The organism is Hyphococcus flavus, from assembly GCF_028748065.1.
Lineage (GTDB): Bacteria > Pseudomonadota > Alphaproteobacteria > Caulobacterales > Parvularculaceae > Hyphococcus > Hyphococcus flavus.
In genome coordinates, this window is the sequence record NZ_CP118166.1 from 2,224,177 (window position 1) to 2,246,354 (window position 22,178).

General features: G+C 52.0%; 27 protein-coding genes. 11 read left to right on the forward strand and 16 right to left on the reverse strand.

The genetic code is table 11. The annotated features are described in order from the left end of the window. Window positions 1-32 precede the first annotated feature (32 nt). The gene (locus tag PUV54_RS10625; protein WP_274492214.1) at window positions 33-797 is read left to right on the forward strand and encodes a hypothetical protein; all 765 of its coding nucleotides are present in this window, start codon (window positions 33-35) and stop codon (window positions 795-797) included. Window positions 798-1,070: 273 nt separating this feature from the next. Here PUV54_RS10625 and PUV54_RS10630 read toward each other — a convergent pair whose 3' ends face one another. The 8 genes from PUV54_RS10630 to PUV54_RS16615 all read right to left on the reverse strand — a co-directional run bounded on the left by PUV54_RS10630 (window position 1,071) and on the right by PUV54_RS16615 (window position 7,635). Beyond that, window positions 1,071-1,883, reverse strand: coding sequence for a M90 family metallopeptidase (locus tag PUV54_RS10630; protein WP_274492215.1), 813 nt, complete (start codon window positions 1,881-1,883; stop codon window positions 1,071-1,073). A 29-nt stretch (window positions 1,884-1,912) separates the two neighbouring features. Then, complete coding sequence (locus PUV54_RS10635) at window positions 1,913-2,698, reverse strand: hypothetical protein (RefSeq protein ID WP_274492216.1); 786 nt, start codon at window positions 2,696-2,698, stop codon at window positions 1,913-1,915. 25 nt (window positions 2,699-2,723) lie between these two features. Further along, window positions 2,724-4,721, reverse strand: coding sequence for a DNA topoisomerase IV subunit B (parE, locus tag PUV54_RS10640; protein ID WP_274492217.1), 1,998 nt, complete (start codon window positions 4,719-4,721; stop codon window positions 2,724-2,726). Window positions 4,722-4,759: 38 nt separating this feature from the next. Beyond that, window positions 4,760-5,287 (reverse strand): hypothetical protein, encoded by a 528-nt coding sequence (locus PUV54_RS10645; RefSeq protein WP_274492218.1) that lies wholly within the window; start codon window positions 5,285-5,287, stop codon window positions 4,760-4,762. 161 nt (window positions 5,288-5,448) lie between these two features. Beyond that, on the reverse strand, window positions 5,449-5,886 hold the full coding sequence (locus PUV54_RS10650) for a hypothetical protein (RefSeq protein WP_274492219.1): 438 nt from the start codon (window positions 5,884-5,886) through the stop codon (window positions 5,449-5,451). A 39-nt stretch (window positions 5,887-5,925) separates the two neighbouring features. Beyond that, window positions 5,926-6,495 carry a DUF4287 domain-containing protein gene (locus tag PUV54_RS10655; protein ID WP_274492220.1) on the reverse strand — a complete coding sequence of 190 codons (570 nt, stop codon included), beginning with the start codon at window positions 6,493-6,495 and terminating at the stop codon, window positions 5,926-5,928. A 15-nt stretch (window positions 6,496-6,510) separates the two neighbouring features. Then, window positions 6,511-7,044 carry an SRPBCC domain-containing protein gene (locus PUV54_RS10660; protein WP_274492221.1) on the reverse strand — a complete coding sequence of 178 codons (534 nt, stop codon included), beginning with the start codon at window positions 7,042-7,044 and terminating at the stop codon, window positions 6,511-6,513. A 6-nt stretch (window positions 7,045-7,050) separates the two neighbouring features. Further along, window positions 7,051-7,635: an ArsR/SmtB family transcription factor gene (locus PUV54_RS16615; RefSeq protein WP_337999176.1), complete on the reverse strand. Its 585-nt coding sequence runs from the start codon at window positions 7,633-7,635 to the stop codon at window positions 7,051-7,053. On the opposite strand from PUV54_RS16615, the gene PUV54_RS10670 reads away from it, so the two are divergent. Both PUV54_RS10670 and PUV54_RS10675 read left to right on the forward strand, forming a co-directional pair. Further along, window positions 7,541-8,581, forward strand: a complete 1,041-nt coding sequence (locus PUV54_RS10670; RefSeq protein WP_274492222.1) for a helix-turn-helix domain-containing protein — start codon at window positions 7,541-7,543, stop codon at window positions 8,579-8,581. The two genes, PUV54_RS16615 and PUV54_RS10670, sit on opposite strands and share 95 nt — an antisense overlap. Window positions 8,582-8,690: 109 nt before the next feature. Continuing rightward, window positions 8,691-9,551 (forward strand): sterol desaturase family protein, encoded by an 861-nt coding sequence (locus PUV54_RS10675; protein ID WP_274492223.1) that lies wholly within the window; start codon window positions 8,691-8,693, stop codon window positions 9,549-9,551. A gap of 34 nt (window positions 9,552-9,585) precedes the next feature. Here PUV54_RS10675 and PUV54_RS10680 read toward each other — a convergent pair whose 3' ends face one another. The 3 genes from PUV54_RS10680 to glnA all read right to left on the reverse strand — a co-directional run bounded on the left by PUV54_RS10680 (window position 9,586) and on the right by glnA (window position 12,188). Then, complete coding sequence (locus tag PUV54_RS10680) at window positions 9,586-10,173, reverse strand: TIGR02466 family protein (protein ID WP_274492224.1); 588 nt, start codon at window positions 10,171-10,173, stop codon at window positions 9,586-9,588. Window positions 10,174-10,279: 106 nt separating this feature from the next. After that, window positions 10,280-10,687, reverse strand: coding sequence for a GtrA family protein (locus PUV54_RS10685; protein ID WP_274492225.1), 408 nt, complete (start codon window positions 10,685-10,687; stop codon window positions 10,280-10,282). Between the two features lie 94 nt (window positions 10,688-10,781). Continuing rightward, window positions 10,782-12,188, reverse strand: a complete 1,407-nt coding sequence (glnA, locus tag PUV54_RS10690; protein WP_274492226.1) for a type I glutamate--ammonia ligase — start codon at window positions 12,186-12,188, stop codon at window positions 10,782-10,784. Window positions 12,189-12,459: 271 nt separating this feature from the next. On the opposite strand from glnA, the gene PUV54_RS10695 reads away from it, so the two are divergent. Further along, window positions 12,460-13,443 carry a mitochondrial fission ELM1 family protein gene (locus tag PUV54_RS10695; RefSeq protein WP_274492227.1) on the forward strand — a complete coding sequence of 328 codons (984 nt, stop codon included), beginning with the start codon at window positions 12,460-12,462 and terminating at the stop codon, window positions 13,441-13,443. Here PUV54_RS10695 and PUV54_RS10700 read toward each other — a convergent pair. Together PUV54_RS10700 and maiA are read right to left on the reverse strand one after the other, a co-directional pair. Then, entirely contained in the window at window positions 13,440-13,988 is a 549-nt protein-coding gene (locus tag PUV54_RS10700) for a gamma carbonic anhydrase family protein (protein ID WP_274492228.1), read from the reverse strand. The two genes, PUV54_RS10695 and PUV54_RS10700, sit on opposite strands and share 4 nt — an antisense overlap. Then, complete coding sequence (gene maiA / locus PUV54_RS10705) at window positions 13,989-14,633, reverse strand: maleylacetoacetate isomerase (RefSeq protein ID WP_274492229.1); 645 nt, start codon at window positions 14,631-14,633, stop codon at window positions 13,989-13,991. Between the two features lie 161 nt (window positions 14,634-14,794). Between maiA and hppD the strand changes: the two genes are divergently transcribed. Together hppD and PUV54_RS10715 are read left to right on the forward strand one after the other, a co-directional pair. Next, entirely contained in the window at window positions 14,795-15,862 is a 1,068-nt protein-coding gene (gene hppD / locus PUV54_RS10710) for a 4-hydroxyphenylpyruvate dioxygenase (protein WP_274492230.1), read from the forward strand. Window positions 15,863-15,871: 9 nt separating this feature from the next. Further along, window positions 15,872-16,399 carry a MarR family winged helix-turn-helix transcriptional regulator gene (locus tag PUV54_RS10715; RefSeq protein WP_274492231.1) on the forward strand — a complete coding sequence of 176 codons (528 nt, stop codon included), beginning with the start codon at window positions 15,872-15,874 and terminating at the stop codon, window positions 16,397-16,399. On the opposite strand, the gene PUV54_RS10720 is transcribed toward PUV54_RS10715, so the two are convergent. Continuing rightward, complete coding sequence (locus PUV54_RS10720) at window positions 16,356-17,438, reverse strand: serine hydrolase domain-containing protein (RefSeq protein ID WP_274492232.1); 1,083 nt, start codon at window positions 17,436-17,438, stop codon at window positions 16,356-16,358. The two genes, PUV54_RS10715 and PUV54_RS10720, sit on opposite strands and share 44 nt — an antisense overlap. 152 nt (window positions 17,439-17,590) lie before the next feature. Here PUV54_RS10720 and PUV54_RS10725 point away from each other — a divergent pair, with 152 nt between their 5' ends. Genes PUV54_RS10725 through PUV54_RS10735 form a run of 3 tightly spaced genes read left to right on the forward strand, consistent with a single transcriptional unit; the run spans window position 17,591 to window position 19,869 of the window. Then, window positions 17,591-18,139 carry a PadR family transcriptional regulator gene (locus tag PUV54_RS10725; protein WP_274492233.1) on the forward strand — a complete coding sequence of 183 codons (549 nt, stop codon included), beginning with the start codon at window positions 17,591-17,593 and terminating at the stop codon, window positions 18,137-18,139. A 26-nt stretch (window positions 18,140-18,165) separates the two neighbouring features. Beyond that, entirely contained in the window at window positions 18,166-19,089 is a 924-nt protein-coding gene (locus tag PUV54_RS10730) for an alpha/beta fold hydrolase (RefSeq protein ID WP_274492234.1), read from the forward strand. Between the two features lie 51 nt (window positions 19,090-19,140). Then, window positions 19,141-19,869 carry a class I SAM-dependent methyltransferase gene (locus tag PUV54_RS10735; protein WP_274492235.1) on the forward strand — a complete coding sequence of 243 codons (729 nt, stop codon included), beginning with the start codon at window positions 19,141-19,143 and terminating at the stop codon, window positions 19,867-19,869. On the opposite strand, the gene msrA is transcribed toward PUV54_RS10735, so the two are convergent. Further along, entirely contained in the window at window positions 19,866-20,345 is a 480-nt protein-coding gene (gene msrA, locus PUV54_RS10740) for a peptide-methionine (S)-S-oxide reductase MsrA (RefSeq protein WP_274492236.1), read from the reverse strand. The genes PUV54_RS10735 and msrA overlap by 4 nt on opposite strands. A 63-nt stretch (window positions 20,346-20,408) precedes the next feature. Then, window positions 20,409-20,735, reverse strand: a complete 327-nt coding sequence (gene cutA, locus PUV54_RS10745; RefSeq protein WP_274492237.1) for a divalent-cation tolerance protein CutA — start codon at window positions 20,733-20,735, stop codon at window positions 20,409-20,411. A gap of 88 nt (window positions 20,736-20,823) precedes the next feature. Between cutA and queC the strand changes: the two genes are divergently transcribed. Next, window positions 20,824-21,531: a 7-cyano-7-deazaguanine synthase QueC gene (gene queC, locus PUV54_RS10750; RefSeq protein ID WP_274492238.1), complete on the forward strand. Its 708-nt coding sequence runs from the start codon at window positions 20,824-20,826 to the stop codon at window positions 21,529-21,531. Window positions 21,532-21,535: 4 nt separating this feature from the next. Then, complete coding sequence (gene queE / locus PUV54_RS10755) at window positions 21,536-22,171, forward strand: 7-carboxy-7-deazaguanine synthase (RefSeq protein ID WP_274492239.1); 636 nt, start codon at window positions 21,536-21,538, stop codon at window positions 22,169-22,171. Window positions 22,172-22,178: the final 7 nt, after the last annotated feature.

A 22,178-nucleotide genomic window follows, 5' to 3' on the forward strand; every position in this document is an offset into this window, starting at 1 on the left:
ATAAGGCACTATATTTCATATCAGGAGGGGCAATGGGGATTCAAAAACGGCAAGTGTTGGATAGTAATCGTAGTCAGCGTTCGCATCGCAACATCGCTGTTTCGCCATTCACGATTTTTCTTCTTGGTTTTGGGCTCAGTTACTGGATCATGCTGATGTATACCACGGTCGTCACCGTGGAATGCGAATACGCCATTATCTGGATATCAGGCTGGTTCAACAATGCTTCATTGTATCAATGGATTGCTGTAACGATTGGGCTATGCGCGGCGGTATGGCTGGCTCGCGTATTTTTGATAAGAGAATTGAACCGCGTAGAAACTATTGCGCAGCTTACTTTTATCATCGGGCTTGCGGCAGTTGCCATAGCACAAAAGGCTTATCTGTTTCCCTATGGAACGCCTAGTCATGTGCAAGTCGAGAATATTGCAGAACTTATTTGGCCAAATAACCTTCTGTTGAATGAAGAGGAAGATGTCCTGATCGATATCAGAAAAGGTTGGGAATACGATTACCCTCTGCCGCCTTTTGCAGGTCCTCCTGAACATCCATCGCGAGATGAAAAAATCAACCTTCGTTTGCCGCAGATTTTTGTATCAAATGATTCTCCTACACGGAAAGAATATCAGCGTATGTTTACATGTTATGCTGATTTTCAATCAGCTGTGGCGGATTACGACCGTGATCTTGAAACATGGAACGAGTATTGGGATGCTTTTGAAGAATGGTACGTCCTGAATATGTGGCGTTATAGAGCTGATGCGCCAGTTACTCCGTACTGGAGGGATCGTTATTAACAAACCGCGACCGGGCGGCGAGAGTATAAGGCCTACTGACGGGTGGGGGATGAAATTTAATGTATTAAATTTCGTCCCCATGTTTCGATTATTCCTTATAATTTGCCGTATTCGTCATCCCGACTTGATCCGGGATCCATTGCAATTGCCTTGATTTATGGATTTCGGCTCGGAGGTCGGAATGACGCAGATGAACAGTAGTCAGGGTGTAGACCCCACGCTTGAAGCGTGGGGAATCGTGAAACACGAGCCAGAGAAAAGGAGGCTAGACAATCAACGCCACGCCGCTGGGTCGAGCCGGTAGTATTGTACAAGTTCAGCGTAGAGCGCAGGTTCTTCGGCGCGCAGCGCGCGCGGCCGTTCGAAAAAGACTTCGGTGACGACGGCGAAGAACTCCGCCGGGTTTGTGGCGCCGTAATAGTCCATGACGGTTTCGCGGCCGAACGATGCATGCTCGCGCAATCGTTCGTAGGCGTCCTGAAAGACACGGGCCCAGCGCGATGCGCTGTGATCCGCGTCGAGAAGCGGCGAGCCGTCAGTGGCGCCGGTCTGTTCATCAAGCTGATGGGCGAATTCGTGCATGACGACGTTGTGGCCGTCATGGGGGGCGACGGCGCCGAACGCAGCGTGGTCCCAGGCGAGGATGACCGGGCCTTTCGCCCAGCTTTCGCCGGTGCGGGCCTGGTCGCGTTCGGAATGAACGTGGTCCTTGATTTCGGTAAGTTTGCTTTTGAACGCCGCCGGGTAAATGTGAATGGTGCGCAGCGTATGGAACCAGCGGTTTGGTTTGTTGACGATAAGAAAAGACGCCTGCGCGGCGATGGTGACGCGAATGTCATCGGTGATCTCGACGCCCTTGGCGCCATAAAACGTCACCTCGTCGAGGAAGCGGTTGACGAGACCCTCAAGGCGCGGGCGCAAATTTTCGGGGAGTTTCTCGTAAAGCGGCACGCGCTTGACGAGGATCGCCTTGTTCGCCGCCGACAATGGCGCAGCGAGGAGACGTGCGCGGCGGCGGCGTTGCAACAATAGATGCGCGCCAATCGCGAGGGCGGCGAGGAGAAGGATGATCGCAGCGATAGTCATCTGATCGATATAGTAGCGGCGATGGTGTTTTAGAAGTGAATGCCTCGCCCAAGGAGTACGACATAAGCAGCTATGATAATTACCGGCATAAGAATGGCTATGCCCGAGGTGGAATTGCGCAAGACCCGTGTCGGCCCGCCTTTGGGTAGAGCCGCAAACAAAAACCAGAACATGAACAGCGCGCCGCTGCCAATACCGCCAAAAAGCATGAACAACCGGTCGTCAGAAGGCACGAAAAAGGCGGCGGCGACAGCAGTGACGCTAAATCCCAGATATGCAGTCATCACAACAGGCAATCCGGTTATGGCGCTATTTTCCGTTTCAACACGCGGCATCAAACGCCGGCAAGCGAGAACGCCCGCAATAACTAGCAAGATGCCGCCCGTTATCGCCAAGGATTTTGGCTGCCATCCTCCTCCGGCAACGTTCACCAGCCGCGCCCAATCCATTCCAGGATGTATAAATTGACCAAAAGCGATATAGGCGCCGGATTGAATAAAACCTGCGCCTAAAAGCGACCATAAAAACACATAAGGCGCAAAGCCCCGTGGCGGCGCCAGCCAGAGAATAAGCATGGCCAAGAAGGAAAGCGCGATTTGTACTAAAGAGCCTGAAGCAATCTGCCATTTGCTTACAGCATGTGATCCGTAATCGCCGTCGAAATACATGGCGTCGGCGTATCGCCATGTGCAGGTTATATCGATCGCGCAATGACCGCCATGACCTATCAATTCATGGACCGCTATGGAGATACTCCACGCCGCGCCAGCTAGAAGAAACGTAAAAAGCAAGAGTGACGGTAGGCTTAAACGCATGAGACCCCCTTTGAGTCAAAAGGTTTTATATGTCCAGCGCGTCTTTCACAAAGGCGGCGTTTTCCTGGATGAACTGGAATCGGCTTTCGGCCTTTTTGCCCATGAGGCGGGTGACGAGATCGGCGCTTGTCGTTTCCTTGTCCTCCGCGATGACGACGCGGGCAAGCGCGCGGGTTGCCGGGTTCATTGTGGTCTCTTTAAGCTGCGCCGGCATCATTTCGCCAAGGCCCTTGAAGCGGCCGACATCGACCTTCTGATTGGCCTTGAACTCAGTTTTAAGAAGCTTGTCGCGCTCCTCCTCAGACATCGCGTATACGGATTTATCTTTTGCGGTGAGACGAAACAATGGAGGTTGAGCAAGGTAAAGACGTCCGGAACGAATGAGCTCCGGCATTTCCTGATGAAAGAAAGTGATTAGCAGCGCAGCGATATGGGCGCCGTCCACGTCGGCGTCGGTCATGATGATGACTTTTTCATAGCGTAAGGCTTCGATGTCGAATTTCGCGCCAAGTCCTGCGCCCAGCGCCTGTGTCATGTCGGCGATTTCCTGGTTGGCGAGGATCTTGTCGCGGCCTGCGCTCGCGACGTTAAGGATTTTGCCGCGTAAGGGAAGGATCGCCTGCGTTGCGCGATTGCGTGCCTGTTTTGCCGAGCCGCCAGCGCTATCGCCCTCGACCAGAAAGATTTCCGTACCCGTACGATCTTTTTGAGAACAGTCGGCGAGCTTGCCGGGAAGGCGAAGTTTGCGCGTCGCCTGTTGGCGGGAGACTTCCTTTTCTTTGCGGCGGCGCTGGCGCTCTTCCGCGCGGTCCGCAACCCAGTCAACAAGGGCGCCCGCCTGTTTGGGATTGGAGGCGAGCCAGTGGTCAAATGCTGGGCGTACAGTGTTTTCGACGATCCGCTGCGCCTCGGCCGTGGCGAGTTTGTCTTTCGTTTGTCCTTGAAATTCCGGGTTGCGAACAAAAACAGAAAGGAGGGCGCCAGCAGTTCCCAGAACGTCTTCGGCGGTGACATTGGCCGCGCGTTTGACGCCGGCGATCTCAGCATAGGCTTTGACGCCTTTAGTGAGCGCTGCTCGCAGGCCCGCTTCGTGAGTGCCGCCTTCGGGCGTGGGTACGGTGTTGCAATAGGAATTAACGAAACCGTCGGCATCGCCAAAACCGGCTGCGCCCCAGAGCACGGCCCATTCGAGGTTGCCGTGGCCGCCTTCATCCTTGCGTTCGACCTTGCCAGCAAAAATATCTTCGGTGACAGTTGGCTTCGAACCTGCAAGCGTTTGCAGATAATCCGTAAGCCCTCTTTCGAAATGAAAAGACGCTTCAGGCGGCGTCTGGTCCTTGATGAGTTCCGGCGCGCATCTCCAGCGGATTTCGACACCGCCAAAAAGATAGGCTTTCGAGCGGGCCATTTTGAAAAGCCGCGCCGGTTTGAATTTTGCGGTTGGCCCGAAAATTTTCGGATCGGGCAGGAACATGACACTCGTACCGCGCTTGTTCGGCGCCGAGCCGACTTTTTCGAGCTTCGTGCGCGGCTTCCCTTCGGCATAGGTCTGACGAAACATGGTTCGCCCTCGGCAGACCTCGACAATCAGGTCGTGGGCGAGGGCGTTGACGACTGATACGCCGACACCGTGAAGGCCGCCTGAAGTGACGTACGCTTTGCCCTCGAACTTCCCTCCCGAGTGCAGGGTCGTCATGATGACTTCTAGCGCGGATTTCCCCTTGAATTTTGGGTGCGGGTCGACTGGGATGCCGCGGCCGTTGTCAGTAACCTGCAGATAGCCGTCGTCGTGGAGCTCGACTTCTATGCGGTTCGCATGGCCGGCGACCGCCTCGTCCATGGCGTTGTCGAGGACTTCGGCGAAGAGATGGTGCAGGGCCTTTTCGTCGGTGCCGCCGATATACATGCCTGGGCGCTTGCGCACCGGCTCAAGGCCCTCAAGAACCTCAATGTCCTTGGCGGTGTAGTCGCCGAAAAGATCATCATCTCCGCCAGAACCGTTTTTGCCTCCACGTTTAGCCATGTACTCTCAATATCTTCCTGTGTTTCCAGTGAACTGGTTTATTCCTCTATAGGCAGTCTGACGCAAGTCTCATTTTGTGCTTTAAGGTGACGTAGATACTCACTCGGCGACATGGACGCATGATTCGCCATTTTGTTTTTACGCCAGAGATTGACCTGATAAAGCGAGGGCGTTTTTGCGGCAGGAAAAGCCGATGGCGTAGAGAAAAACCTCAGCCGTCGTGCGCGTCGCGGCGTTACTGTAAAACCTTCCGGGCGAACGACAACATTGCCGCTGATGAGCTTATGCATTTCGCCGTTAACTTCAAAAAAGTCTAGGTCTTCACTCTGTGGGTCGGGAATTACACCGTACCTGCAGACGACAAGCGTACAGTTTTCATTGTTGCTGTCGCGATAATCGACAACAGTCCAGCCAACAGGTGTTCCCTTTGTAAATGTAATGGAGCCATGACCTCTCAGCCCCTCTGGCACATAATTTCCTGAACACGCTTTTTGTTCATATGCTTTCGCTGGTACGGCTGAATATACGCCAGCTATGAAAATCAAAATGAAGACGCGGAAAGCCATATCGTTTGAGAACAGTTGCTACATTGCCTGTTGATGTAACCGGTTCCAGGTATCTCGCAAAGGCTGGGGAAAACTTGATTGTAAGAAGTGGGAAGCTTGCGAGGCCACAAAAAAAGTTTGATGAGAAGGCGCTCAGGCCAAGAGCGCCTTCAACAGTTGTCTCAGTTGAGCCAGCCCTTGCTGCTTGAACTCATAGAAAACCAAAGAAGAAATGCTGCAACAATGGTGACGAGCGCCGGCATGAAAGCGGCCCCGATCCCATAGACCGCAAGCGAGCCGGCAAGAAACACCCACCATCCCATTTGCACAACGATGGCTGCAAGTGAAAGGCCGAACACGGGCGTTGCTAACTGTTTGCGTAGCAGTAGTAACACACAGCCCGCAACCCCCGCGAATACTGCGATGGCGAACGCTGACAACGCCCAAGAGGGAAAGCCCTCCATCAACGCACGCTCTGCTTCGGGCATGGCGGCAAGCGTTTCTTCGCTCATTGTCACAGTGCTAATATAAGAACCGACGCCAATAATGTTCCAGACGAGCGCAAAACCTGCGACTACCCAGAACCAGACCGGCAGTTTTGAGTTTAGTTTTTCAGACATGTATCCCTCCCTTGTCGTTATAGAATTGTGCTTTTCGAGTTACGCTTCAGCGTACGCTTTTTTCAGCCAGGCTTTGACGTCCTTATTGACGTCACTCGGACTTTCGAGCCGAACGCGGTGACTGACCATCGCGTTAAAGCTGCCTGACTTTTCAAGGCGCCCTTTGGCGGTTTCGCTTTTGAGATTAATACCAAGATCGACGCGGGTTTTCGTCGATGGCTGGATGAGGGCGAACTGCTTGTTTCGCCGTATGCTGACGTAAGTTTTTTTAGGTGCTATCTCGACGTCTTTGCCAAATGCCCTAACGGCTTTTATGAGTGCTTCATAGATTGGTTTAAGATCCGATTTCGGACCTGCGTATTGAGCGGCGACGAGGGCGTCATCACCGCCTTCAGCGCTTGCGGCATCGCTTTGCAAAAATTTATGTGCAACCAGGTTTGCAAAACCATGGGTCAAACCATGTTCGGATTTTAGAAATTTTACGACTTGTCCGTGTTTTTCCTGGCCGGACTTTTTCGCAACGGTCAGCCATTGATCCAGCGTTTTTCCCGTCTTTTCTTTCATGTTGGCGATCATCGCGTTCGCCATTTCTTCAGGTGATTTCGCCATGGGTTTTTCCTTTTCTTACTCGGCTTTGTCGTATGGCCAGTTTTCAACGCTCATGGATTTTGGCGTGATTGGTGCCATTAGGGAAAACATCGCGAGCATCATCTGCGCGCCAAAGGTAACCTTTCCAGTTTCAACATAGGACTTGAAATTCTCGACGATGAACTTCGAACCATCCGCCATGGATTTTTCGCTCTTTGAGCCGGCGAGAACGTTTTCTGTGATAAGTTGAAAGTCCGTACCGCTATCTTTTTCTTCTAAAAGATAAGTGACGCGTGAAGCTGGATCAGGCAGGTTAGTTAATCGAAAGGAGGTGACCAGTTTATTTGGCGGCTCCATCTCAAGTATGCGGCCGATGACAGGAACGGCTTTACCGTTATTGGCGGATACCCGATAGGGATTGCCAGGTGCGAAATCAGGCGTGTCCCAGTTCCCGTTCCAGAAGAACGGGCGTGGCTTGGTCGTGTTGACGAGTTCCGACCAAACGGTATCTATTGGCGCGGCTATAAACACGCGATAGATTTCTTTTTCCGCATATCTCATTTCACTCATGATCCATTAGCCTTTCTTATTTTTGCGAGGTTGATTATCGCTGCCGCGTGTTTCGGCGAGATATTTGATTCTTGTGAGCTGTCCGGCCCAGTAGGCGCTGTACTCGCTGGTCCAGCGGTCATGGATCATCTGAATTGGCGCAGCATTGAAATAGAGCTTTCGGGTGCGGCCATCCTTTTCGGAAACAATCAAATTCGCCTCCTCCAGAACGCTCAGATGTTTCATGACGGCGATACGGCTCACGTCAAAATCAGAGGCCAAGGCACCGACCCCGATACCTGGTTCTTCCTTGACGATATCGAGCATGCGCCGGCGGCTTTCATTCGCAAGCGCCTGAAAAACGGCGTCCATATCCCGATCATCACTCATATGTAACTTATAGGTTACATAAATTATCCGGCTTGTCAAACCAAAATTTTCGCTGCTCTCAAACCAGCATGCGTTGACAGAACCGGACCCGCAGCTATGCGGTCCCTTTATGGAATCCAGTATGCTCATGACTGATATACTTGTTCGAGGCGCCGGCGCCGGCATGTCTTTGCTCGTCGCTGCGGCTTTTATCTCCAAGTTTTCGCTCAATTGGCGACGCATTCTGGGCGCCTCGTTGGCGGTGAGTACGGGCGCTTATATCCTTGTATCGCTTCCAGCGTTGAATGGGGCGCTAGAACCAGTCATGCCAGCGCTTATCGTGCTGGCGATGTTTGGGCCAATCGCGTTCTGGTGGTTTTTTCTTACACTCTTCGATGACAACTTCGTCTGGCGGTGGCCGTTATTTATTCCATTGGCGGCGCGGATAATTTTTCTGGCGGCTTACTATTTGGCCGAGCCAACCAGCCTGTTTTCAGCAATCTCATTTGTAATATGGAGAGCTGTTATATTGTTCATGTATGGGCACGCGATTTTTACGGCATTAAGATACGCGCAAGATGATCTAATAGAGGGGCGTCGCCGTTTCCGGGTAATTTTCGCTATTCTTGTGTCAATTGTTGGCCTCGCAATTGTATACGTGGAAACGACAAATGCTGACTTAGTTCTGACGCCACAATTATCACTCGTCCACGCGACTATAATCACCTTGATTACCCTAGGCTTCGGCGCCTGGCTGCTTGCAGCGAGAAACGAGGTGCTTGACGGTCTTCAAAGAGGTGAAGCAGAGGCTGCTAATACTCGATCATTTGTGCCAGCAGCGGACCAGACAGCCTATGAAAAGCTTACAGCGCTGATGAGAGAAGAGATTTGGCGTCAGGAAGGTCTGAGCGTCTCCCTCCTGGCTGAAAAAGTAGAGGTTCCGGAGCACCAGCTTCGGAAGCTGATCAACGGCGTGCTCGGCTTCCGAAATTTTTCAGCTTACTTGAATGAATACAGGATTGATGCCGCCAAGACGGCTCTAGCCGATCCTGCGCAGGCTCGGCGTCAGATACTGCAACTAGCCCATGAGCTTGGGTACGCGTCCATCACGCCGTTTAATCGGGCTTTTAAGGAAGCGACCGGGCTCACACCCTCAGAATTTCGGAAAAAGTCCCTGAATGAAGGATAGGCGATTTTGAAAATCACTGAGCATTTTTAAAAAAGCCGCATATTTTCTGGTTTTGACGAGAAAGCAGAAGGGATCGCGCCCATAGGTTTTGAAAACCATGGAGTGAGCAATGCCCGACCCTATTTCATTAAATACGTTCATCGAAGGTTCTACTGGTGCGATGTTGGTTGAGACGGCGCAGACTTGGGTTCGCGTATTCAAACAAGATTTTATCCGATATCTAGCCGGGGCAGGCGGGGTGTTTCTTGTCATCAACCTGATGCTGGCGGCAAAGCTTCGGGGGCGAAAAATCAGGCCCAACACGCACCCAAGCCGTGCGCAAATGCGGCGGGAGTTTTTGTACTCAACTCGAACGGTTGCGGTTTTTTCAACAGTTGCGCTTTTTACGATCGCGGCTAAGGAAAATGGTCTTACACAGTTATATCTGGACTCGGCTGAACGCGGCTGGTGGTATTTTGGGTTTTCGATAGCAGCGCTTATCGTCTTACATGATGCTTGGTTTTACTGGACCCACCGCCTTATTCATGACCTGAGGCTTTTTCGAAGCTTTCACAAAACACATCATAAATCATTCGCGCCGACCCCATGGACGGCTTATTCATTTGATATTGGCGAGGCGGCATTGAATGCAATATTCGTCACCATCGCGCTTATAATCATACCTGTTTCACCGATAGCGTTGGCGATCTTTCTTGCCCATATGATGCTGAGAAACGCGATTGGTCACTGTGGCTATGAAATTTTTCCAAGCCGGCGTGACGGGAGACCTTTGTTCGATTGGATGACATCTGTCACTCATCATGACCTACACCATTCGCAGGCAGGCTGGAACTATGGCCTGTATTTCACATGGTGGGATAGGTTGATGGAAACTGAACACCCATTATACCACGAAAAATTCGCTCAAGCTGTGGGCAAACCACTTGATGGTTCTGCAGTGCGAGCGAGAAAGTCGTCCGCTGCATTGTAAGTGTAAGAGAAATGCAATCGGGTGCAAATGTTGATTATATGGGCTCATATTTGTAGTCGATATTAAAAGAAATCGCGACGCGGGGCACATTTGATTTTTCTTGACGTGTCACGCGATGAGGTAGCCAGGACGGCCACATCAAGCAATCACCCGACCTTGGTTTAAATTCAAATCCAAGTGCGCTGTTGTCGAGCGAGTCATGCATGGTCAGGCCAGTATAGGGTGCTTCAAACGTAATTGCTGCACTATCATCACCCGTTTGCGGGTAATAAGTGCCTGAAATGAGGGACCGCCGGTGAATATGGGAGTCATGAAAATCGCCCTCCCGGTAGACGCTGCACCAATAGTTGAGCTTGTGTCCGCCGCCTCTTGCGAAATGGATTCGTTGGGTTTTGGCGACAAATTCATCCCCCGCGCGAGAAAGAGCATTTTCAAACCGATCCCGATTAGGGAAATCTTCCATAAACTTCTTGTTTAGTGCGGGAGAAAAATAAGTTGTGTACGCATCGCTGTCATCGATAATCTTCATGCAGTGATTGGCGATTTCAGCATGGACTACGTTTAAGACAGACTTCACGAGATCGACACGAAAAATGCCGTAGTGCTTTATATCTTCGACCACCTGAGAAGATCCGTTAAAGGCGCTAGAAGGCGACATGCCTCAAACTGGAGATCTTCTTTACTCACGAAATGGTGAAATTGCCAAGTGAAATCAGATCACGTTCGATTTATCGCCTGAACGCCAACTGACGGCTGCCGAGAAAAACGGAGACCGTATAAACCGAAATCCCGAATAATTGTGCTAGGTACGGGTTAACGCCACCAATATGGATGGCGGTCAAAACAGCGCTTAAATTGAGTATATATCCGGTAAGGCAGACAAGCCCGAAAATGGTCATGCTGCGGCTGAGAGGTGCGTTACTGCTAAAGGTCCATCGTCTGTTGAGGGTGTAGCTGACCAAAATACCTACGGCAAAACCGATCATATTGGAAAGCGCTGGCGCTAGGAGAAAGACGCCCATGGCCACATAGATAATACTCAGGCCAACGAAGGTGTTAATGACGCCCACAAGGCAATATCGGACTAACTGCCTAAACATTGAAGGTGCTTCACCGGCCTTGATAATGTTACTCATGCCGGATTGGAGCGCGAATTGGTTAACATTCGGACTAAGGCTAATAAAAAAGCCGGGCTAATCAGCCCGGCTTTTTAGCTCTATGGGAGAACGATTAGACTGAGTAATACATTGCAAACTCAACCGGGTGCGGCGTCGTTTCGAATGTTGTAACTTCCGCCATTTTCAGATCGATGTAAGCGTCGATCTGATCGTCGTTGAACACGTTGCCCTTTTTCAGGAATTCGCGGTCGCGATCGAGAGCAGACATGGATTCCCGCAAGGATGCGCAAACAGTCGGAATGTCTTTGAGCTCTTCAGCCGGGAGATCATAAAGGTCCTTGTCCATTGGATCGCCAGGATGAATCTTGTTTTCGATTCCATCGAGGCCAGCCATCAGCAACGCTGAGAAGGTAAGATAAGGATTGCCTGACGCGTCAGGGAAACGTGTCTCGATTCGTTTGCCTTTTGGTGACCCAACCCAGGGAATTCGAACGGAGGCGGAGCGATTTCGCGCGGAATAAGCGAGAAGCACCGGCGCTTCGAACCCAGGCACAAGACGTTTATAGCTATTGGTGGTCGCATTCGCGAAGGCATTGATGGCGCGTGCGTGCTTGATGATGCCGCCTATATAATAAAGGCACGTTTCAGAGAGATCTGCGTATCTGTCCCCGGCGAAAAGTGGTTGGCCCTCTTTCCAAATAGATTGGTGGACGTGCATGCCAGAACCATTGTCGCCATAAATTGGCTTCGGCATAAACGTCGCCGTTCTGCCGTGTCCAGCCGCAACCTGATGTACGATATATTTATAAATCTGCAGGCGGTCAGCCATTGTCGTAAGAGTTGAGAATTTCATTCCGAGTTCATGCTGCGATGGCGCGACCTCGTGATGATGCTTTTCCGGTTCAATTCCCATTTCGGTCATAAACGACAGCATTTCCGTGCGCATGTCCTGACCACTATCGACTGGCGGTACGGGAAAGTATCCGCCTTTCGGGCCCGGCCGGTGTGCGAGATTGCCACCCTCGAAATCCGTGGAACTGTTATAGGGGCCCTCGATGGAATCGACCGCGTACCCCATATTTTGCTGTTCAGTTGACCAACGTACATCGTCAAAAACAAAAAACTCCGCCTCGGGACCGAAAAAGGCTGTATCGCCGGCGCCTGAGGATTTCAGATACGCCTCGGCAGCTTTTGCTGTCGTGCGCGGATCGCGCCCATAAGGTTGACCTGTTGAGGGTTCCAGAATGTCACAAAAAATGGTGAGCGTTGGTTGAGCAAAAAACGGGTCGAGCACAGCAGTAGAAGGGTCCGGCATCAGCACCATGTCAGACTCATTAATGGCCTTCCATCCGGAAATTGATGAGCCGTCGAACATCTGGCCTTCAGAAAAGAAATCCTCATCAACCAAGGACTGATCAAAAGTGACGTGCTGCCATTTGCCTTTAGGATCGGTGAAACGAAGGTCGACGTATTTAATGCTCTCATTCTTAATTTTTTTGAGAATGGCGTCTGCGCTCATTGGAGAGATGCTCCTATTTTGTTATCGGCTGCGGTTTGGTTTGCTGGCATTAGAAGGACCCTTCCACTGAGTCCCAAAACCGCATATCGATCTACACTGTGCGCCTAGATTCGAGTTTAGCGCAAGAAAATATTGCATCGCAGCATTTCTCTTAATCGGAAAGCTATAAAACACCAATGATAGAGACAATATTAGCAATATGCATTTTATATAAGCAATTTACGGCCAATGGTGTTCGGGCTTGTGCTCTTGCATTTGGTGCGCTGCGCTGATGCAAAGCGCCTCTATTCCACCGCTTGGCATGATCGATCGGCGCGGGGGCCTCTGGGTCCTGACCGATGGAAAGATCGGTGATGATGTCCAGTGCCTGGCCATTGCAAACGCCCTCAATTCTAATTTTGAAAAACGTGTGGTGAGCCCGCGGATGCCTTGGGCGCTGATGTCGCCTTGGGGACCGGTGGATCCAAGGGAAGCGCCGATGGCGGCTTCGGGGCCGTTGGCTGGCGCCCCCCCGGCTGTCGTGATTGCCTCGGGACGGCGTGCGGTCCCTCATGCGCTTTCCTTGAAACGCGCGAGCGCAGGGCGAACCCGGATCGTCATCATGAAGGATCCGCGGTTTGGTAGGGGCGCGGCTGACGTCTTGTGGGCTCCGGCGCATGATCGGCTTACAGGGCCCAATGTGATTTCCACGCTGACTTCTCCACACGGTCTTTCGGAAAAGATCATGGCCGCGAGGCAACCCTCCAGCGCCAATATCGGCGCCTTGCCAAAACCTCTGCTTGGGTTCGTTCTTGGTGGGCCCTCTGGCGGCGCACGGTATGGAGACAAACAAGCCCTAGAATTGGCGGCGCACCTGAACTCAGCAGGGAACGACTTCGCAAGCATCGCCATAACGCCTTCGCGCCGAACGCCCGAAAAATTTTTAAAGGCGCTCGAGGAAAGGGTTGCTCACGAAAGGCTATATATATGGAAAGGCGAAGGAAGTAATCCGTATATTGATATTCTCGGGAATGCCGATGTTCTGATAGTCGCGGCCGACTCTCATAATATGATGAGTGAAGCACTCGCCTCACGCGCCGGAATTTACGCATGGCGGCCTCAAGGGCTGTCTCGAAAACTTACCTGGTTTGTCGATCAGCTCGAGGCTAGGGGTGATGTGCGTCCGTTTGAAGATAAAACCGAACCATTCGACAGGACACCTGTTGATGCAACGCCTGAAATCGTTGAGGCGATCAAAGCTCGGCTTAGCCTCTAGCCGCTTTCATGCGCTGCGAGGGCTTCGCGATGCGCCTTTGCTTCCTCGACGTAATGGGCCGATCCAAGCAGCGCGAATTTATCTTCGTTTTCTTTGAGGTCGCGGAATTTGCGCGCAGGCATGCCGGCCCACATCTCGCCGGCGGGGACGATTTTTTTCGGCGCCAGAAACGCCCCGGCGGCGAGCATCGCGCCAGTCTTGACGATCGAGCCATCGAGCATCGTCGCGCACATGCCGACAAACCCGCCATCTTCTACTGTGGCGCCATGGAGCATGCACTTGTGCCCAATCAGCGCGTTCTCGCCGATCAGGGTCGGCACGCCGCCGAGATGCGGCTCATCCACATGAATGACTGTCCCGTCCTGTATGTTCGATCCTTTGCCAACAACAATTTTATTGGAATCGCCGCGCAGCACAGATCCGTACCAGACGGAGGCGTTTTCATGCACCTCGACATCGCCGGCGATGACAACGCCCGGCGCGATGAAGGCGGTCTCGTGAATCTTCGGCGTCTTGTCGCCAATGGAGAAGATGAGGGGCTTCATTTATGATCCTTTCACTGCATCTTGCTGGTTGTCCGGGTGCGCTTTTATGAACGCCGGGTGTTGCTGGCAGCGGTCGTAAATCTCTTTCATTTTTTTGAAGCTTGAAACATCGACGCTGAAACGTGACGCGCCGAAAAATTGCGGTACGAGAAAGCAATCGGCGAGACCGGGCGCATCGCCGATGCAATAATCGCCTGCCGTATGCGCCAGTTTTTTTTCGACCGCCGCCATGGCGCCGCCGGGCCACTGGTTGAGCCATTTTTTAACGCCAGCGTCATCAAGGCCAACGTCGTTTTTCAGATATTGCTGTATGCGGAGGTTCATAAAGGGCTGGGCTTCGCTGGCGAGAGTCAGCGCAATGCTCCGCGCGTTGGCGCGCTCCGCCGCACCCTTAGGTAGGAGTGAAGGTTCAGGGTAGGTTTCTTCAAGATGCGCGATAATAGCCAGGGACTGTGTCATCACCGCGCCTTCGTCCGTTTCGAGCGCCGGAACGAGTCCCAGCGGGTTGCGGGCAAGATAGGCCTCGCTTTTTTGCTCGCCTTTGAGGAGGTTCACAGGGGCATACTGATAGTCGAGATTTTTCAGCGCCAGTGCGATCCGCACCCGGTAAGTCGCGCTAGAACGCCAATAACCGAATAATTTCATCAGGTTATATCTCCCAAAGAGTTATTCTAAACCGTGGTTGCCGCGAATTAGTAACATATGTTACTAACGCGCGCGTTTCAGATGAGGCAACTCCTCGATTTGATAGAGCGCGCCAGAGAAACAACATCGGCAAATTTTCCCTAACGCCAAGAGGCATAGACATGGCTGACCTTTTCGAAAACCCCATTGGCACCGACGGTTTCGAATTCGTAGAATATACAAGCGGCAATCCGGATGAGCTGGCCGATCTGTTCGAGCGTCTTGGCTTTACCGCAGTTGGCAAGCACCGTTCGAAAGACGTTATTCATTATCGTCAGGGCGACATCAATTTTCTGCTTAATCGCGAACAGTCCGGGCAGCCGGAAGTCTTTCGGGGCCAACACGGTGCTGGGGCGAATGCGATGGCTTTTCGTGTAAAAGACGCGCAGCACGCTTTCAACGAAGCTGTGAAGCGCGGCGCCAAGCCAATCGAGGCCAAAACCGGTCCTATGGAATTGAACATTCCGGGCATAGAAGGCATCGGCGGACTTAACGTCTATCTCGTCGATCGCTACGGCGCGCAGTCAATTTACGACATCGATTTCAAACCAATTGACTTTACGGACCCCAAGAAAAACGACATGGGCCTCACCTATATCGATCACCTGACCCACAACCTTCATCGCGGCAATATGGACAAGTGGGCGACGTATTACGAAGACATCTTCAATTTCCGTGAAATTCGTTATTTCGACATTGAGGGTAAGCTGACTGGGTTAGTCTCAAAAGCGATGACGAGCCCCTGCGGCAAAATCCGTATCCCGCTCAATGAAAGTCAGGATGAAAAATCGCAGATTGAGGAGTTTCTTAAGCGTTATAACGGCGAGGGCATACAACATATTGCGCTCGGTACAGACGATATCTATGAAACCGTTGAGCTTTTGCGCAAGCGCGATCTGCCGTTTCAGTCAACACCTGATACTTATTATGAGAAAGTGGGCGAGCGAGTAGGTGATCATGGTGAGGACCTTGAACGCCTCAAGAAGAACCACATTCTTATCGACGGCGCGCCAACGGAAGGGCAGGGGTTGTTGCTTCAGATATTTACGCAGGATGCGATCGGCCCGATTTTTTATGAAATTATTCAGCGCAAGGGCAATGAAGGCTTCGGCGAAGGAAACTTTAAAGCGTTATTCGAATCGATCGAAGAAGATCAGATTCGACGTGGCGTGTTGAAAGAAACTGCATAAAGAAATCCCATGACCGTTGCATGCGTATCGCGTCAGTCGCCGCCAGGTAAAAAACGGGAACTCGTTCTTGAAAACTTCGCGCCATATCGCATTGTTTCACTAGGCCATGCAATTTCAGGCAGGTTGGCGCAGGCTTACCGAAATGAAAGCATCACGATTCCAGAGTGGCGTGTGCTGGCTGTGGTGGCGCAGGCGACGCGCCTTGCATCCCGAGATGTCGTCAAAATGACGCCGATGGACAAGATGACTGTCAGCCGGGCGGTGGCCAGCCTGGAAGAGAAAAGCCTGGTAAAAAGAACGCCGAACGAAAATGACCGGCGATTGTCGATGTTGTCCTTGTCGGAAGAGGGGCGAGCGTTGTTTGATCGTGTGGCGTCGTTGGCGCTGCAGTTTGAAGACAATCTATTGGCTGCGCTTGAAGATGAAGAAGCGGCGCTTTTTCGTTCCGCGCTAAAGAAACTCGAAGAGCAAGTGCACGGAATGGATGGTGATGCTATTTCAAAAATATCTGAGGAAGCTCCGCGGCGAGGACTTTAAAGAAAGCTGGCTCGCGTCCCATCATGTTATAATTGGCGATCGCCGCCACAGCTAGCTTTTGATCCGGATAGTAACGAATGAAAGCGTAAGCGCCATTGGTTTCGCCTCCATGAGCATAATACCTTGGTTCATTGTTGCTGGACTCGTGAATTTCCCATCCAAAGCCATAGGGCACTGATTTGTCACCTCTTGGCAGGGCTGCTATCGAGCCATCGTTAAGGCGAACCGGCGTCACGAGCATTTCACGAGACTCAGTGTGGAGCAGATTGCTGTTGAACGTAGAATATGTGAAGCGGGCAAGGTCTTCAGCCGTCGATAATATGCCGCCTGACGGGTAATAGTCAGAGCTGTCGCGCATGATCGTATTTATCACTTCGTTGTCATTCATCCATGGAAACACCGGATTCTTCATCGTGACAGTATAAAAGCCCGAGCGGTTTGGAATTATCTCCAATGAATTATCAACGGTTGTTCCAGCGAGATTTAGAGGAGATGTTAGCTGTGCGCTTAAGACATTGGAAAATGTCTCATCTGCTACGCTTTCGATAGCAGCTCCTATCAGGTTATACCCGAGACTCGAATAGATAAATTTCTCTCCTGGAGCTGCCAGAAGTGGTTCTTCACTGAATGTGTTTAGCGCGTCTGTAAGACTTGAATGATAAACAACATTATTGGCTTCGAAAAAGTTGGAGAAATCATAGTGACGCACCCCAGCCGTATGGGATGCGAGTTGGTGGATAGTCACCACGCCTTGCTTTTCAGTGAATTCAGGTACGTAGTTTCGAATATCCGCTTCAAGCTCAAGCTCACTTTCCTGAGCCATTAACAGCGTCAGTACAGCGGTGATGGGTTTTGACACGCTGCCAATTCGTAACTTGTGATCGTGCTCTAGGGGAATGTTATGTTCGAGGTCGGCTATGCCGGCCGCTCCACTCCAGACAAGCGCGTCATCCTTGATCACCGCCGCCATGACGCCCGGACCGCCATCCGCATCAAGTATTTTTTCGAGCAACGCATCAGCCTGCGCAACAGAAGTCATGCTTGGTTGGTTGTGTTGTGCCGTAGCGCACGCTGGGACGAGCGACGTGCATCCAATTACAGCGATGATCCGGAAAAGCACCATAATATTTGGCCCTCAAATGATGTTGGCAACTAGTGCGAATTGCACTAGTTAAGCCGAAAGGTTGAGTGATGGCAAGAGACCTGACGAATCTTGAGAACGTCGCGTTGGCGCATTTGTGGAAGGTTCAGCCTTGTACCGGGCATCAGTTGCGTCTGGCGTTTGAGAGCTCGTCTGCAGGGCGGTACTCAGGCAGCAGCGGGGCGATTTATCCCTTGCTACGCCGGCTGGAGTCGTCTGGCCTCATTAGATCCAGAGTTGGCGCGAACGGCGAACAGCAAAAAAAACTGTACACCATAACCGCGAGGGGGCTTGCAGCGGCAAAGCGCTGGCTTCTGAAGTTAGAGCCAAAAGATGCTTTCGCCGACGATCCCATCAAGACACGTTTTCAATATATAAGGTTGCTGGATGAAAAATTTCAGGCCGAATGGTTTCGACTGGCAATAGCCGCTTTGGAAGAACAAGATGATATGATGCGAAAGGAATATGCGGCAGAAGAGTATAAAAATGTGGTTGACCAATTGGTGATGACGTCAGTGATTAAGGCGAATCGAGAACGCCGCCGATGGCTTAGAAAGGCAGAGGAAGCATTAGCTGCATCAGATTGTGCGATGACATGAAGGTAACCCCCAGCTAAACTATCTCAATGCAGAATCAAAATTCGATGTTTTCCATTCATTCCTTTATCCAGCTATTGTTGGCGTTTTTACTATCGGCTTGTGTGTCATTTCCAGAGGCCCCATCCGCAAGCGTTACGCCCTCATTTGAAGATGACATATTTATCTCAATTGACGGTGCGCGGCTTGGCCTTCAACGTTGGGAAGCGGAAAATCCGACCGCGATCATTGTGGCTCTGCACGGCATGAATGACTACTCTTATGCATTCAATGGGCCGGCGGCATGGTGGGCGGCAAATCATAACATTTCCACTTATGCAATTGATCAGCGTGGTTTTGGCCGCTCGCCAAACTTCGGTCATTGGCCTGGTGAGGAGACTTTGATTGCAGACTTGCGTGCAGCACTCGCGGCCGCGCGGAGAAAGCATCCAAAGGTTCCCCTTTATGCGATGGGTCATTCCATGGGGGCTGGTGTCATTATTGCCGCCAGCGCCGAAAGCTCTCTTGATGCAGAGGGGCTGATCCTGGCTGCCCCCGGTGTGTGGAATGTACCTGCTCCTTACCGTTTGGCGGCGAATGTGGCTGCTACCTTTACACCCGGCAAAACACTCACAGGCGAACGCGCAGATCGTCAAGCCACGGATAATATCCCAATTTTGCGAGAAATGGCTGCTGACCCCTTAATGATCAAGGAAACGCGACTTGATGCGGTTGTCGGCGTAACGCGGGTTATGGGATCTGCTTACAGCGAGGCTAAGAAAATTGATGCCAGGGTCTTATACCTCATGGGCGAAAAGGATGAGATAATTCCTCTCAACGCTATGGAAAAAACCGCCATGCGGTTGTCAGGTGATGTTACATTTCGACGCTATCCCCAAGGGTGGCATCTATTATTCCGTGATTTACAAAGCGAAAAGGTTTGGCGTGATGTGGCGTCCTGGGTGAAGCGTTAAGCCCGCCTGTTGCGCACTAGGCGCGTGTGCGAAGCATGATACAATACGCCTATGGCTGCAAAGGACTGGAATGCGCTTGCAGATGATTTTGCATCTCGCGTTCTTCAAATTACTGAATGCGATACTGACGGCGTTATCGAGGCGACGGCGAAACGATTAGGAGGCGCCCACAAAATTGCGACCGACTTTGGGTGCGGCGCAGGAGCTGTGACGCGCCTTCTGGCGCCTCATTTCAAAACAGTCATCGGCGTTGATTTTTCATCAAAACTGGTTGCGAACGCCAAGTCGCAACCCACAGCGGGTAATGTCAGCTATGAAGTGGTCGATATAAGCAGGTGCGGAAAACGTTTTCCCTGCCATGTTGCCTTTTGTGTCAATGTGCTGATCGGCAATCAGGGAAATATACGTGAGCGTATCGCCCGCAATGTTGTTGCTAGTATTGAAGAGGGTGGCCATGGCGTCTTTGTTGTTCCCTCGCTTGAGGCCGTGATGCGGGTCTATCAGGTTGGTTCTGCATTATTCCCAATAGCAGAAGTTGCAGGTTGGGTTGAAGATGAAGTGGTGTCGTTACCCGGTGGTATAATTAATATGGGCGGTGTGCCGACCAAACATTTTCTAAAAGACGAAATTGATGAATTCCTGTCTCGAATAGGCCTTTGCGATGTTGTTGTCAGCCGCGTTCCTTACCCTTGGCGTGAGACAATCGCTGATGCCCCTAGAACCTTGAAAGCGGCGTCTCCGTGGGACTGGATCGCTGTCGGCAGGAGAGCGGACGCTTAGCTTGGTATGTGACAGGCGCCGCCGCCGTTTTTTTCAAAGTATTGTTGGTGGTATTCTTCAGCCTTCCACCATGTTCCCAATGGTTCGATGACAGTAGCTATAGGTTTATCAAATTGCCCCGATGCGGATAGGTTTTCGCGGGAAGCGACTGCCGCCTTTTGTTGTTGGTCATTCAACGTGAAAACTGCGGTTCGGTACTGATCGCCAATGTCTGGCCCTTGCCGATTCACCTGAGTGGGGTTGTGGCAGTTCCAAAAAACATCAAGTAATTCATCATAGCTTATTGTGCCGGGATCATAGGTCACTCTCACAGCTTCTGCGTGACCGGTGCTTTTACGGCAGACTTGTTCGTAAGTCGGCGATTCCTTGTGGCCGCCCGTGTAGCCGACTTCTGTTTCAGTCACGCCTTTTGTATCGCGGAAAGTCTGTTCAACGCCCCAGAAACAACCGGCGGCAAATACAGCGATTTCAGTCATTAGTTTCTCCAGGTTCGACCAGACACAGATAATGTGCTGCCCGCTCCTTTTAGCAAGTCCCAATCACGCGGATGTGGTTTCCGATACCCATTCCAGAAAAGCAGCGTTTGATCCCTCGGCGCTAACAGGCAGCGCGGCGACGCACGGAACTTCGTGGGGGTGGAGCATGATGATGCGGTCGCGCGCCGCTGGCGCGCTTTCTACCGTCGTTTTAACAACCAGCGGTGTTTCAAGGCCGATTTCGACCTTGCCATCCCACTCATAGACAGATCGCATTTCCGCATGAATATTGACGCATGCGGCGAGTTTCTCCTCGATCAGGGTTCTGCCAATGCGGGCTGCGGTTTCTGAATTTGGGGCAGTCACGTAGAGGAAGACGATATCAGTCATATCCTAGTCCTGTTGCGGGTAACGTCTTGCTGTCATACACCCCTAACAGAAAGGCGGCGCGCATTCATCCCGGCGCGTGTAATTTGTCATGCGTAAGCTTGATCATCAAAAAGCACTGGTGTTGTTTTCCGGCGGTCAGGACTCGTCGATCGCGCTCGCCTGGGCGCTTGACCGATTCGATCATGTAGAAACAATCGGCTTTGACTATGGTCAACGCCATTCAGTCGAGTTGGGCGCCCGCCACGCTGTGCGCCGCGCAATCAGTTCCGCCTTTCCGAACTGGGGCGCCAAACTTGGGGCGGATGTATCTGCAGATGCTTCAGGGCTGAAAGACCTCGGCGAAACTGCAATGACTCACGAAACAGAAATCACGCTTGCTGATGACGGACTGCCCACCACGTTCGTACCAGGAAGAAACTTGGTATTTCTCGCGCTGGCTGGCGGGCTTGCCTATCGGCGCGGGCTTGGAACGCTTGTGGCCGGAATGTGTGAAGCAGACTTTTCCGGATACCCTGACTGTCGCGAACATGCTTTGAACGCACAACTCGAAGCTCTGCGATTGGGCATGGATGCAGACTTTCTGCTGGAAACGCCGCTCATGCGTATCGATAAAGCCGCAAGCTGGCGCCTTGCTGAAACACTGGGCGGCCGAAAGCTCGTATCTTTGATTAATGAGCACAGCCATAGCTGTTACAAAGGTGTTCGTGATGAGCGGCATGACTGGGGGTATGGTTGCGGGGTATGTCCTGCGTGCGAACTACGGGCGAAGGGCTGGGCGGCATATCGCGCGGTGTGATCTGATGACTTACTCGGTCAAAGAACTTTATTTCACCCTGCAGGGGGAGGGCGCGCATACGGGGCGGGCAGCTGTCTTTTTACGTTTTGCTGGTTGCAATCTGTGGACTGGACTTGAGAAGGACAGGGCGAGTGCGGTCTGCAAATTTTGTGACACGGATTTCGTAGGAACCGACGGACCGGGCGGAGGCAAATTCAAGCACGCAGACGTCCTTGCCGATGCGGTCGCGGCAAACTGGCCCGGTGATGTTTCTGGCAAACCTTATGTCGTCTGCACCGGCGGAGAGCCGCTGCTGCAGTTAGATCAAACGCTAATCGAGGCGTTTCAGGAGCGCGGATTTGAGGTGGGCGTTGAAACGAATGGCACTATGGAAGCGCCCGCCAATCTCGATTGGATCTGTGTCAGCCCGAAATCGACGGCAACGCTCGCCCAGCGCTCCGGCAATGAGTTAAAGCTTGTTTACTATCAGGAAGATGCGCCGCCTGAAGCTTTTCAGGACCTCGCATTTGACTTTTTTTATTTGCAGCCTATGGACGGGCCGTCGCGCGCGGATCATACGGCCGCCGCAGTGGAATATTGCAAGCAACATCCGCAATGGCGCCTCAGCCTGCAGACGCACAAGCTGATTGGCATCCCTTAGCGGCCGA